Annotated in this window: 12 protein-coding genes, 2 riboswitches and 1 other annotated feature (1 of these 15 cut by a window edge); of the genes, 8 read left to right on the top strand and 4 right to left on the bottom strand. The window is 25.5% G+C overall.

The features are described 5' to 3' along the window. Positions 1-56 (top strand) — a binding site (T-box leader) (it extends 209 nt beyond the left edge of the window). Between the two features lie 150 nt (positions 57-206). Continuing rightward, the gene (locus IC218_RS05140; RefSeq protein WP_227435120.1) at positions 207-758 is read left to right on the top strand and encodes a tryptophan transporter; all 552 of its coding nucleotides are present in this window, start codon (positions 207-209) and stop codon (positions 756-758) included. A gap of 358 nt (positions 759-1,116) precedes the next feature. After that, positions 1,117-2,553 carry a tRNA (N6-isopentenyl adenosine(37)-C2)-methylthiotransferase MiaB gene (miaB, locus tag IC218_RS05135; RefSeq protein WP_227823960.1) on the top strand — a complete coding sequence of 479 codons (1,437 nt, stop codon included), beginning with the start codon at positions 1,117-1,119 and terminating at the stop codon, positions 2,551-2,553. A gap of 292 nt (positions 2,554-2,845) precedes the next feature. Here miaB and IC218_RS05130 read toward each other — a convergent pair whose 3' ends face one another. The 3 genes from IC218_RS05130 to IC218_RS05120 form a co-directional block, all read right to left on the bottom strand. Further along, positions 2,846-3,184, bottom strand: coding sequence for a DUF3784 domain-containing protein (locus IC218_RS05130; protein ID WP_227823959.1), 339 nt, complete (start codon positions 3,182-3,184; stop codon positions 2,846-2,848). Between the two features lie 320 nt (positions 3,185-3,504). Further along, the gene (locus tag IC218_RS05125) at positions 3,505-4,116 is read right to left on the bottom strand and encodes an NUDIX hydrolase (protein ID WP_227435123.1); all 612 of its coding nucleotides are present in this window, start codon (positions 4,114-4,116) and stop codon (positions 3,505-3,507) included. Between the two features lie 421 nt (positions 4,117-4,537). Then, positions 4,538-5,236, bottom strand: a complete 699-nt coding sequence (locus IC218_RS05120) for an aspartate/glutamate racemase family protein (RefSeq protein WP_227823958.1) — start codon at positions 5,234-5,236, stop codon at positions 4,538-4,540. A 581-nt stretch (positions 5,237-5,817) separates the two neighbouring features. Here IC218_RS05120 and IC218_RS05115 point away from each other — a divergent pair. Together IC218_RS05115 and IC218_RS05110 are read left to right on the top strand one after the other, a co-directional pair. Continuing rightward, a complete protein-coding gene (locus IC218_RS05115) occupies positions 5,818-6,825 on the top strand; it encodes a M56 family metallopeptidase (RefSeq protein ID WP_227823957.1) in 1,008 nt (335 codons plus the stop codon). A gap of 140 nt (positions 6,826-6,965) precedes the next feature. Further along, positions 6,966-8,372: a metallophosphoesterase gene (locus IC218_RS05110; RefSeq protein WP_227482630.1), complete on the top strand. Its 1,407-nt coding sequence runs from the start codon at positions 6,966-6,968 to the stop codon at positions 8,370-8,372. 413 nt (positions 8,373-8,785) lie between these two features. Here the strand turns inward: IC218_RS05110 and IC218_RS05105 are convergent, their stop codons facing one another. Next, complete coding sequence (locus tag IC218_RS05105) at positions 8,786-8,962, bottom strand: hypothetical protein (protein ID WP_227435127.1); 177 nt, start codon at positions 8,960-8,962, stop codon at positions 8,786-8,788. A 53-nt stretch (positions 8,963-9,015) separates the two neighbouring features. Then, positions 9,016-9,105, bottom strand: a riboswitch (cyclic di-GMP riboswitch). Positions 9,106-9,575: 470 nt separating this feature from the next. After that, positions 9,576-9,675: riboswitch (TPP riboswitch) on the top strand. Positions 9,676-9,805: 130 nt separating this feature from the next. Here IC218_RS05105 and IC218_RS05100 point away from each other — a divergent pair. Genes IC218_RS05100 through IC218_RS05085 form a run of 4 tightly spaced genes read left to right on the top strand, consistent with a single transcriptional unit; the run spans position 9,806 to position 12,585 of the window. Further along, on the top strand, positions 9,806-10,096 hold the full coding sequence (locus IC218_RS05100; protein ID WP_227435128.1) for an MTH1187 family thiamine-binding protein: 291 nt from the start codon (positions 9,806-9,808) through the stop codon (positions 10,094-10,096). Further along, complete coding sequence (locus tag IC218_RS05095; RefSeq protein ID WP_227435129.1) at positions 10,071-10,841, top strand: ABC transporter permease; 771 nt, start codon at positions 10,071-10,073, stop codon at positions 10,839-10,841. The genes IC218_RS05100 and IC218_RS05095 overlap by 26 nt, the downstream gene beginning before the upstream one ends. Before the next feature lie 21 nt (positions 10,842-10,862). Further along, positions 10,863-11,882, top strand: coding sequence for an ABC transporter substrate-binding protein (locus tag IC218_RS05090; RefSeq protein ID WP_227823956.1), 1,020 nt, complete (start codon positions 10,863-10,865; stop codon positions 11,880-11,882). Next, entirely contained in the window at positions 11,851-12,585 is a 735-nt protein-coding gene (locus IC218_RS05085) for an ABC transporter ATP-binding protein (RefSeq protein ID WP_227823955.1), read from the top strand. The genes IC218_RS05090 and IC218_RS05085 overlap by 32 nt, the downstream gene beginning before the upstream one ends. The last annotated feature ends 133 nt before the right edge of the window (positions 12,586-12,718 follow it).

Below are 12,718 nucleotides of genomic sequence, written 5' to 3'. Positions count from 1 at the left end.
TTATATTAAGTTTTTATATAATTTAGGTGGCAACGCGGATAATCTCCGTCCTATTAATTTAGGACGGAGTTTTTTATTTTACGAAAAATTCGATATGTAGAAGGTGGTGAAATAGATGTTATGAATTTCTAAAGCTAAAGATGATGATTTAGAAAACTGGCAAAAAAATAAATTGAAAATTAAAAAAATTAGGAGGAAATACAAAAATGAAAACAAATACAAAAAAACTAACTTTAAATGCAATACTTTTAGCAATGGGATTATTAATACATCAAATTACACCTGCTATAGGATTACCAATGAAACCAGATGTACCACTAGCAATGCTGTTTGTGATATTAGTTTTAAATAGAGATGACTATAAAACTTGCTTAATAGCAGGAATAGTGACAGGTATATTTACAGCACTTACATCAAGCTTCCCAGGAGGTCAAGTTCCTAATATAATAGATAAAACTCTTACAGCCAATATAGTATTTTTATTAATATATGTTAGCTATAAAATGCCTTTTATAAAAAACTTATCTAAAAAAACACAGGATACTATAGTAGTTGCAATTATAATGCCAATAGGAACACTTGTAAGTGGAACAATATTTTTGTTAGCTGCTCAAGCTATAGTTGGTCTTCCAGGAGCTTCTTTTACAGCGTTATTCTTAACAGTAGTATTACCAGCTGTTTTAATAAATTTAGTTGCAGGAATATTTTTATTCAAGATTGTTAATTTATCAATAAGAAGGGTTAGTTACCAAAGTTAAAATTTGATTAGATATATGGCTTATAATATTTAATTTGAGATATACTTGATATAATAAAAAGTTTATTTTATAATGATATTATGATTATTTTATTTTCTTAAATAAGATTAATTTAATGTACTTGTATAGTATAAACTTAGTAAATTATTAGATATCAATAGAAATATATTTTGTAGAATTGTAAATGGATTGATTTAAAATCTATTTTTATATAAAAGTAAAGTATAATATAATAAAGGACAGCGATTTGGCTGTCTTTTATTATAGTTAAAACTTTAACAATACCTTTAAAAGATTTTTCTTATTTGATATAATTAAGGTTATGTGTAATATAAGAAATTAACTAGGAGGAATAGAAGTGAGCAAAAGAAAACAAGTAACAATACCAATAGAGAAAATACAAGAACAAGATAAATATATAGAACAAATACACAGACAAAATGAAGAATACTTCAACAGAACAGGAAAGAGAAAGCTCGTGTTTACTCAAACCTTTGGGTGCCAGATGAATGAACATGATTCAGAAAAACTTTGTTCAATGTTAGAAGAAATGGGATACCAAATGTCAATGATAGTTGAAGAAAGTGACCTAATAATATATAATACATGTGCAGTAAGAGAAAATGCAGAACTAAAGGTGTATGGAAATTTAGGTCAGTTAAAGCATCTAAAAGGAAAAAATCCAAACATGAAAATAGCTGTGTGTGGATGTATGATGCAACAACCACATGTTGTAGAAGAACTAAGAAAAAAATACAAACATGTAGACCTTGTATTTGGAACACATAATCTATATAAATTTCCACAATTACTTACAGAATCAATAAATTCTGACAAAATGTTAGTAGATGTATGGGATGTAGATGGAGAAGTAATAGAAGGCCTTAGAAGTAATAGAAAATTTGAATTAAAAGCATTTGTAAATATAATGTATGGATGCAATAATTTCTGTACCTATTGTATAGTTCCATATACAAGAGGAAGAGAAAGAAGCAGAACACCTGAAGATATAATTAATGAGATAAAAGAGCTTGTTTCAAATGGAACAAAAGAAATAACTTTGCTTGGACAAAATGTAGATTCGTATGGCAAAACACTTGAAAATCCAGTTGCATTCTCAGAACTTTTAAGAAAAGTTAATGATATAGAAGGAATTGAAAGAGTTAGATTTATGACATCTCATCCTAAAGACATATCTGATGAGGTGATATATGCAATTAGAGATTGTGATAAGGTGTGTGAATTTTTACATTTACCAATACAATGTGGAAGTAGTAGTCTTCTGAAAAAAATGAATAGACATTATACAAAGGAATATTATCTAGACATAATAGAGAAAGCTAAAAAAGAAGTGCCAGATATTGCTTTTTCAACGGACTTAATGATAGGTTTTCCAGGAGAAACAGAAGAAGATTTAGAAGATACTCTAGATGTGGTTGAAAAAGTTAGATATGATTCAGCATTTACATTTATTTATTCTAAAAGACAGGGAACTCCTGCTGCTAAAATGGAAAATCAAATACCAGAAGAAATAAAACATGAAAGATTTAATAGAGTATTAGAAGCAGTAAATAGAATCTCAGCAGAGATAAATAATGAATATAAAAATAGAGTAGTTGAAGTTTTGGTCGAAGGAAGAAGCAAAAATAATGAAAATAAATTTGCTGGTAGAACTAGACAAAATAAACTTGTAAATTTTGAAGGTGGAAGTGATGATTTAATTGGAAAATTAGTTATGGTTAAAATCACTGAACCTAGAACATTTTCATTGAATGGTGTACTAGTAAATGATTAGAACTGTATAAAATAATAAAATTATGTAAACTGATTGGAATAGATGTACTATAAAACAAAATATATTAAATTTTTAAATTTTAAGAACATATCATATATATTATGATAATTTCAGTTTCTATTGTAAATAAAAATAAATTTGATATAGGATGTAAATTAATTGTACATCTATTTTTTATTCTATTTTATCAAAGCTTACTTAACTATATTTAGTATTTATTATATATTAAAATATCTAATAGACATAAAAAAGCAGTCAATCTTTCATAATTAACTGCTTAACTTACTAATTTTTATTTTTTACATTTCTTGTTAGAGTAATAGATATTGAAAAACACGCTAGCAAGTATAACTATTATAAATATTACAGCAAACGGAAGCATTTTTTTTTCATCCATTTGTCCACTCTCTATTCTATATCCCAAAAATGACATGATAAATAACATTATAGATACAATAAAAGTAACAATGCTAGAACTTCTACATAGTTTTTTTACATCATATCGAGCTTTTTCTTTATCACTCATAGTATTATAACCTGCTAATAGCATACTTCCTTTTCCATTAAATAACAATATACTTAAAATGAAAGAGGCAATTGCAATTATAACTGTGAATCCTACTGCAAACATTATAAGCACCTCCAGATACTCTGATTTATCAGTTTACTTAATGATTAATATTTTACCATAAACATACATTAAAATCATTTATTTCATAGATTAATCTTATTAGATATATTATCATATTATAATTTATTTATAATGTGGTATTAGTACATAGTGCTTAGCTTGAAATTGTATTAAAAATTGTGTAACAATAATTGAACAATAATCAAGCATAAAAAATATTATAAAACATAATTTACTATCTTTTTTAGAATTATAACATTTTAAAGTTAGAAAATTTTAAAAACTTCTTATATAAAAATTTGAATATTTGATTCCAAGTATTATTCTGATAAGAAGTTTAAAAAATTTTCTAATATTTTTGCTGTTATTCCCCAAATTACATAATCTTTATATTTATAAAATAGAACAGGGTAACTTCCACTTTCAAATTTATAATCTTTTTGATTTGGAATTGAACCATATGGAAGATTTTCATCAGGAAAAACTTTGACTGTATTATTATAGGTATTTGGAGGATTTTCTAAAAGATATTTTATAGGTACCAAAAAAGTATGGTCAACTTCATCTTTATTTATATTTAAATTATTGATGTTTTTTATATATCCTAAGTAGGGATGTATTATAAATTTTACAGGAGTTATAAGTAAGTCAAGACTTGCTATAACTTCTATATTGTCATTAAAAGTTCCAAGTTCCTCACATGTTTCTCTAATAACGGCTTCATAAGGAGTTTCGTTAGACTCTATTTTTCCACCTGGAAAAGAAATTTCATTGGGTTGATGCTTTAAATTTTTTGAGCGAACTTCAAATAATATATGATGTATGTTATTTATTTCTACTATTGGAATTAATACAGATGCTCTTTTCATATTTTCATAACCGTTTATATATGGTTTGTAATCTTTAAATTTATTTTTAATATTGTTTATCATTTTTTCCTCCTAAAATAATATTATTAAAAAAATGTAGAATTAAATTTTGACAATAACAATATATACGTAATTATATTTATCTAATTTAAGATATAGTAATATCTATATTATTATATAATAAATCAATAAATATATATTAACAAGTATTAACAAATACTAAAGTATTTAAGTTTAGTAATATTTAAACTAAAGTATTATAAAATAATTTTGTGACCTTTAATTGAAAAATATATTTCTATTTTAACTGATATTCATTTTTTTATTTTTACAATCTCATTAAGGTGAATTTTATTTTAGAATCATCATCAAAAATAAAAAAGTGAGTATTTATAAAAAAGTAAAGTGGTAAGATAATCTTACTTCTTTACTTTTTTATGAATAATTTATCTAAAATATTTATAAATTAAAAATAGAGTAAATTCTATTTTTCTAACTCTAAATATTTCTTAATAACTGACTCTGCTAAACATTTTGACGAATCAATAATGTTAATTGATGGTTGTATCTTTTCCAAGACAACATTTAAATCAGTGCAAGCAATCACTATATTTTCAATAGATTCAAATTTTATACTTTCTAGAAGTTCATTCCAAATATTGATATTTTGTGGATTATTCTTATCTGTTTTTATGTTTTGTATAAGAGCATTTATCTTTTTTTGCCATTCTTCTTTAAATATAAATTCATGACCAGCTTTTGTTATACCTTTTTGATAAATTGTAGATTCAAATGTTGAACTTGTTGAAAGTAGAGTTACTTTTTGTGGCGTAGCAGGTAAATATTTAATAGTTTCTTCTACAATATTTAATAATAGAATACCTATTGATTCTTTCAATTCTTCAAAATATATATGAGCTGAATTGCACGGCATCGCAATAAAGTTTGTTCCAATTGATTCAAGTTTTTTTAGACCCTTAATGATAGTTTTTTTCATAAGTTCATGATTTATTGCGCGGTCAATATAAAATGGAGTAGGTAAGGAATATATCATAATTTCAGGAAACTCTTCATCGTATCTCGCTCCATACTGAGACTGACATTCATCAATAATTAAATCAACAAATGGCGCTGTTGACCTTGGGCCCATCCCAGCCAAAATTCCAATTAATTTTTTATTCATTTAAATAATCTCCTTAGATTCTGTATAGTTTATTTTGTATAGGCTTTATCCGCCAAAAATGAAGAAATCATATGTTTCTTTAATTCTAATATTTGGGTGTCTTTCTGTCAAATGTAGAATAAATCTTTGTAACAATCCTTATAGTCTTTTATTACTATTTTTGTATCATTTAACAATTGTAGCATAATTATGAAAAATATTTGAGTATTCTTTATTTATATAATAGCTCTTGTGGTATTATGTCATGCTCTATGTTACAATCAAAATTATACAAAAGAAGTATTTAAATTTTTATAAAAAAAGATTCGGATGGAATAAAATTAAAACCAACTATGCTTATTGATAATAGAAGATGACTCGATTATGTCTTAAAAGAGATAAAAGAAAAGCTATACCTAAAAGTCATTATCCTATTTAATTAAATTTAAGTATGTCAACTGTCAAAAGATATTGGAATTTTTAACTGGTGTCATGAAGGAATTCTTTGTATTAAGAAAGACATAGTCCTGTTGCTATTTTTATATTGGTGCTTGTTTTTTTAATATTCCACAATTCACTCTAGAATAAGGGGGTGAAAATTTATGATTTCAATTTTAAACGATTTTTTTAGAACCGTTTTAGTAAGTAGTTTATTTATAGTTCTCTTATTAGTTTTTAGAATGACTATTTTTAAAACTTTCAGTAGAAAATTTAACTATTATATATGGTTTATTGTCATTATAAAACTATTATTACCATTTACATATTATACTTTTGCATTTAATGAATTGAAATATCAACACAATATTAATAAGGTAAATTTAGAAGGTTTTAACAATATTTCTACTTTGTGTACTATTATTTTAGTGTCTATTTGGATTACTGTTACGATATTTTATTTGATTTCTACTTTATGGAAATATATTAAGCTTAAAAATCTGATAGAGGATTTGTCCTATGATGTTGATGATGAAGACATAAACAATCTTTATGATAGTTTATTAAAAGAGCTTAATATAAATAAAAATGTAAAGATTAAATATTCTCATGAAGTTGAAACTCCGTCATTTTTTAATTTCTGTGTTCTTTTACCACCATATGATTATAAATTAAAAGAACTTGAATGGATATTTAGACATGAACTTATGCATTTTAAGAGTAAAGACATTTATATTAAATATTTAGTATTATTCTTAAAAATAGTATATTGGTTTAATCCTTTTATGTACATTATGGATAAAGTTATAGATTTAGATTGTGAACTTTATTGTGATGAAAGAGTTTTAAAAAATCGTAGTATAGAAGATAAAAAAGAGTATGCTTTGACTATTATAGGTGCAATGAAAAAAGATTTAAATTCTTCAAATAAATTTGTAGCTGGACTGCATAAGAAATCAGATATAAAAAAAAGAGTATCTAATATGTTTAATGAAAAAAATAAAACAGGAAATTTAATGGCATTAATTTTATGTTTATTATCATTGATTACATATTTTAAAATAGATATAATTGATTCTAAATCATTAATTTATTCATTACCAAAACAATTAACTATTGAAAATAAGAATTCTAATTTTAAATACTTAGGACAGGTTAATACAGATGAGTAATGTAAATTTTAAATAATACATTTAGAGATTTATTGAGAATAAATTAGCTTATTAATTACGCTAATATATATTTTGGTGTAAATTAGTTTGTTAGTTTAACTGCTATACTTTATGTATATCAAGTTTTATAGGGGGATAAAATGAATTTTAAAAGTAAAGCCAAAGTATTAAGTTTATGTTTAATCTCAATTCTAATGATATTGACAGGTTGCACTAATTCTAAAAATGATAAAATCACTGAAATCAATATATTAGCAACTACAGACTTACATGGAGAAGTTACCTATAATGTAGCTGAAAAAATAAACGAAGAAAGAAAAAAAGACTCTAATATAACATTAGTAGATGCAGGAGATTTTTATGATTCGGATGGTTTAGGAGCAATGGAGCAATATCTTAGTGAGGCTCGAGATGCTTACGAAAAAGATGAAGTAATTAAAAAAGAAGTACCTATAGTTAGACAAATGAGTGAAGTTAAATATGATGCAGTAGTGCTTGGTAATCATGAGTTTGTTTCTAGCTCTAAAAAAAATTTAGATAAAATGATAAATGAATTTAATAGTGAAAATATAGAAGTTTTATCTGCAAATACATATAATAGTAACAGTTCAAGTTATGTTAAACCTTACACAATAAATACAATTGAAACAAAATATGGTGAAGTTAAGCTTGGTATACTTGGTCTTACAATCAAAGAAGTCGGAGAAGGATGGGATTTTGATGAAAACGAAAATAAAATTAAGGCTAAGTCCAGAGATTTAAAAGATATGGCTACATACCAGGATTTATATATGAATGATATGATAGATGATGCTAAAAAATGGGTGAAGGAAATAAAAGAAAAAGAAAATCCAGATATACTATTAGCCGTAGTACATAGTGGAGAAAAACCTAAAAAGCCTAAAAATCCAGGTAATAGAATACAAGAACTAGCTAAAGAAGTTGATGGAATTGATGCGATAGTAGCAGGGCATACTCATAAGGAAATTGAACAACATGATTATACAAATAATAAAGGTGAAAATGTGATAGTTACACAACCAGGCAGTCATAACTCTTGTATATCAAAAATAACATTTGAATTAGAAAAAGGTAATAATACTTGGAAAGTACAAGATAAATATTCAAAGTTAACTAAGATAGAAGAAGATAAAAGCTTAGAAAATTTTGGTGATTTGATAACAAATTTATCTGAGCTAAATGATAAAAAGAGCGAAGTGAATTTGTCGTCATTAAGTAAATTCAAATGGGACAGAGCTTATTTATTTAGCAATGATATTAGTGTTGAAAAGATGTACAATATAGTTGGTTATAAATGGAAAAATCTTGCAGATATAGAAAATGATAATAGAATTAAGATGGTATTTATGAATGGTAAAAAGGTTTCCTCATATGCTTGTTTTAAGGGAAAAGACTTTGGGATAGGTTTAAAAGTAGATAAATCTAAATATCAAGATGGTGTACTAGAGATACTACCTAAAAAGAATGACAAATTTGAAGTAAAGAAAAATAGTGAAGGATATGACATTCAATTAGTATATAAATAACAATCAGTAGTTAAATTTAGTTTTATGGACTGTTGTTACATATTTAGAACAAAAGAAAAGCCCTTAGAATCCAAATAAATACGTTCTAAGGGCTTTTTACTAGATATTTTTAAATAAGTTAAATAAATTTTTAGAAACTAGTTCAAGTTTCTCTTTTAAAAACGGCTAAACCTTCAATCAAATGTATATGAACTAATTACCAATCTTTTCTACCTAATGAATTGAAAAGTTTTTCTAGTGGTTCTACTTTATTTTTATTTGCTGATTTTTTATCAACGTCATTTTGAACATATAACTGTATAAAGTTATATTAGAATTTTTTCATTTGCTATCTTTTTTTATCAATTTTATATCAATAATACATTTAAAATGTAGATAAAACTAAAAAGGGTTTTCTAGAAAATAAAATCCATTTAATTATACTTACTTACCAATACCATCACTTGATGTAAACAAGATTCCACAACATTTTCACCATACTCTAGTATAAAATCGTTTAACTGCGTATCTATAAAATTACAGTAGTCATATGAACTACATATATAGGCAGTTAGTATATGTGTACATCTATCTATTTTATTCATAAACATATATTATTTATCCCCCTAAAAAACTTTCATAAAAAACAAAAAGAAAATATCTTTTTGGCAACTGGCTGACATAACTTATTTTATAAGTGTTAGTCCCTATAGCTTTGCGTCACTAAATTTCTCTAGTTTTGCCTAGTTAGTTTTATTCTACGATTATAATATTACAGGAAAACGTTTTATTTTTCAATATATAAACTAAAAAAATTAAATATAAAAGTTATTTTGTCCTTTAAAAATAAAACATACAAGTAAATTATGTAATAAAGCTTGTTGTGTAAAAGGAACTGTAAAGTTATATTATTAATTTATTTGAATTATATTGATGAAGTATCACAAAATTAATCAACAGGAAGTGTTCAATATATTAAAAAGAGTATAGATAATAAATATATGTGTATAAAAATCTATTATATCAAAAATAATAGCATTAACAGAATAAAGCTATAGTAAATAAAAGATGGTTATTGAAATTTTAAAAAATTAGTGGGAATAAAGACAATAAATCATAAACTACTATAATAGTTTTGTAAATTTTAATACAAATAAAATATATGATATAAATAAAAAATTTGTTAAAATATGATAAGTGTAGTATAATCAAGTAGAAAAGATATAATATATTTCGGGGAGCTAATATGCTGAGAGGAGATTTTATCTCGACCCTTTGAACCTGTTTGGATAATGCCAGTGTAGGGAGACCAGTAAAGATAAAAATAAGTCTTATCCTATTTTGGATAAGACTTTTATTTTATTTAAATATACTATGTTTTTATCTATAAAATATTTTAATAAAAAACAAAATATACCTAGTAGGTATTAATTATTTTAAAAGGAGTGATTTAAATGGTAATTGCAGACATAGCAGTAATGCCACTAAGACCTTACAAAGGTGAAGAAGAAATGTATAAAGTAGTAGATGCTTGTATAGCAGAAATTGAAAACAGTGGTCTTAAATGTGAAATAGGAGCAATGAGTACTACTGTTGAAGGTGATTTTGATGAAGTTTTTGAACTGCTAAAAAAAGTACATAAAATCCCTTTTAATCTTGGATGTGAAAGAGTTATAACAGTAGCTAGAGTAGATGAAAAAGCTGGAGGTTTAACTATAGATGATAAACTTAGAAATCATAGATAAAGTCAAAAATAGTATATATCCAATAGCAACATTTTTGTTTATACTTATTTTTTGGCAATCTGTGGTAGAAGTTTTAAGAGTTCCTCAATATATACTGCCTACACCAATAGATATAATTAATGTATTTTTTAAAGATTATCAAAATTTATCCATGCATGCCATGGTTACTATAGGAGAAGCAATATTTGGCTTTATAGTTGCAATAATAATATCTTTAATAATTGGAATATTAATGGATTTTGTATTGATAATAAAAAAATGTCTTTATCCTATTATGTTAGTGACTCAAATGATACCTACAATAATAATAGCTCCACTTTTTATGATTTGGTTTGGCTTTGGAACAATGCCAAAAATATTGATGGTAACACTTACGTGTTTTTTCCCTATATTAATAAGTTTTGTAGATGGTATTGAGAATATTGATAAAGATTATTTAAATTTGTTTAAGACTATGAATTCAAATAAGATTAATACTTTTATTCATCTCAAATTTCCTATGTCAATGGATAAATTTTTTTCTGGACTTAAAATATCTTCTACTTATGCTGTAATGGCAGCAACTGTTGCAGAGTGGTTAGGTGGAACTAAAGGTCTTGGTGTTTATATGCTAAGGTCAAAAAGTGCATATGCACTTGATAAAGTATTTGCATCTACTATATTAGTAGTTATATTTAGCTTAATATTTGTAGGAATTGTACAAGCTATAAAAAAAGTTGTTATAAAACATAGATTAGAAGATTAAATGTACTTGAGGGAGGATATTATGAATTTCAAAAAATTAGGAATATTAGGTTTAGTAAGTGCTCTTACATTAGCAACAATAACTGGATGTTCTTCTGGAAATAATAGTGATAAAGACAAAAAAAATAGTAAAGATACTTCTTCTAAAAAAGTGACTGTTGTACTTGATTGGACACCAAATACTAATCATACTGGATTATTTGTGGCGCTTGATAAAGGTTATTATAAAGAAGAAGGCTTGGATGTTGAAATAGTACAACCACCTGAAAGTGGAGCTGAGACTTTAGTAGCAACAGGAAAGGCTGACTTTGGTATAAGTTATCAAGAGCAAGTTACTTACGCAAAAACTAGTGAAGACCCACTTCCAATAAAAGCTGTAGCTACTGTTATACAACACAATACTTCTGGATTTGCATCTCCAAAAGAAAAAAACATAACTACAGCAAAAGATTTTGAAGGAAAAACTTATGGAGGTTGGGGTTCTCCATCAGAAGAAGCTGTTTTTAAAGCAGTTATGAATAAAAATGGAGCTGACTTTAATAAATTAAAGATAGTTAATACTGGTCAAGATGATTTCTTTGCAGCTATGAAAACTGTAGATTTTGCATGGATATTTGAAGGTTGGGATGTAGTTAAAGCTAATTTAATTGATTATGATTTAAACTTTATACCAGTAAAAGACCTAGATGAAAGATTAGATTATTATACACCACTTATAATTTCTAATGAGACTGTACTTAAAGACAACCCAGAACTTGCTAAGAAATTCTTAAAAGCTACAACAAAAGGTTATGAGTATGCAATAAAAAATCCTGAAGATGCTGCAAAAATTTTAGTAAAGCATGCTCCTGAGGTAGATGAAAAACTAGCAATAAAGAGTCAAGAATATTTAGCAAGTAAATATAAAGATGATGCACTAAGATGGGGAGAAATGAAAGATAGTGTATGGAATAACTATACATCATTCTTAAAAGAATATAAATTAATAGATAAGGATATGAAGGCAAGTGATGCTTACACAAATGAATTCTTACCACAATAAAAAGGCAAAAATATCTATAAAAAATGTATCAAAGACATATAAAGATGTAGATGTTTTAAAAGATATAAGTATTGATGTTTATGAAGGCGAATTTGTTTCTATATTGGGACCAAGCGGATGTGGAAAAAGTACTATCTTTAATATTATAACTCAATTGACAGACTATAATAGTGGTATGGTAAACATAAACGGTAATTATAGCTACATGTATCAAAAAGATTTACTTTTACCATATAAAACTATAATAGATAATGTGTCTCTTCCATTGGTACTAAAAAAAGAAAAAAAGAGCAAAGCTAGGTCTATGGTAAAACACTACTTTGAGGTTTTTGGTTTGGAAGGGTATGAGTATAAATATCCATCAGAGCTTTCTGGAGGTATGAGACAAAGAGCTAATTTTTTGAGAACTTTTATAAATTCTAATGACATAATGCTTTTAGATGAACCTTTTGGTGCACTCGATTCATTAACTAAAACATCTATGCAAAAATGGCTTTTAGAAGTTAAGAAAAAAGTAAATTCAACGATACTTCTTATAACTCATGATATTGATGAAGCTATAATGCTATCAAATAGAATTTATGTTATTTCAAAAAAACCATCAATAGTAAAAAAAGAATTTATCATAGATAATAGAAATATAAATGAAGATAATCTTGAGTATGTTATTAAACTGAAAAAAGAGATAATATCTTTATTATAAAATTCTATACGTTTTTACCTAGTGATTATTAAACTTAACAATCCAAAGTGCAATCAGCATTTTGGATTGTTTTTTAGTTATACGTCAAAATTTTATATATTATGTTAATAATAATCAAGTACTATGATATAAT

Source organism: Clostridioides sp. ES-S-0005-03, from assembly GCF_020658455.1.
Taxonomy (GTDB): Bacteria; Bacillota; Clostridia; order Peptostreptococcales; family Peptostreptococcaceae; genus Clostridioides.
Note: the sequence above shows the minus strand (reverse complement) of the source record. Positions and strands in the feature narration are given on the sequence as shown.

What these genes read in the sequence shown, in the direction of transcription:
- IC218_RS05140 (WP_227435120.1), top strand. Translation starts at nt 207, where the DNA reads ATGAAAACAAATACAAAAAAACTAACTTTAAATGCAATACTTTTAGCA.
- IC218_RS05130 (WP_227823959.1), bottom strand. Translation starts at nt 3,184, where the DNA reads ATGTTTGCAGTAGGATTCACAGTTATAATTGCAATTGCCTCTTTCATT.
- IC218_RS05095 (WP_227435129.1), top strand. Translation starts at nt 10,071, where the DNA reads ATGATAAACTTAGAAATCATAGATAAAGTCAAAAATAGTATATATCCA.
- IC218_RS05125 (WP_227435123.1), bottom strand. Translation starts at nt 4,116, where the DNA reads ATGATAAACAATATTAAAAATAAATTTAAAGATTACAAACCATATATA.
- IC218_RS05090 (WP_227823956.1), top strand. Translation starts at nt 10,863, where the DNA reads ATGAATTTCAAAAAATTAGGAATATTAGGTTTAGTAAGTGCTCTTACA.
- IC218_RS05120 (WP_227823958.1), bottom strand. Translation starts at nt 5,236, where the DNA reads ATGAATAAAAAATTAATTGGAATTTTGGCTGGGATGGGCCCAAGGTCA.
- IC218_RS05115 (WP_227823957.1), top strand. Translation starts at nt 5,818, where the DNA reads ATGATTTCAATTTTAAACGATTTTTTTAGAACCGTTTTAGTAAGTAGT.
- IC218_RS05100 (WP_227435128.1), top strand. Translation starts at nt 9,806, where the DNA reads ATGGTAATTGCAGACATAGCAGTAATGCCACTAAGACCTTACAAAGGT.
- IC218_RS05105 (WP_227435127.1), bottom strand. Translation starts at nt 8,962, where the DNA reads ATGTTTATGAATAAAATAGATAGATGTACACATATACTAACTGCCTAT.
- IC218_RS05110 (WP_227482630.1), top strand. Translation starts at nt 6,966, where the DNA reads ATGAATTTTAAAAGTAAAGCCAAAGTATTAAGTTTATGTTTAATCTCA.
- IC218_RS05085 (WP_227823955.1), top strand. Translation starts at nt 11,851, where the DNA reads ATGCTTACACAAATGAATTCTTACCACAATAAAAAGGCAAAAATATCT.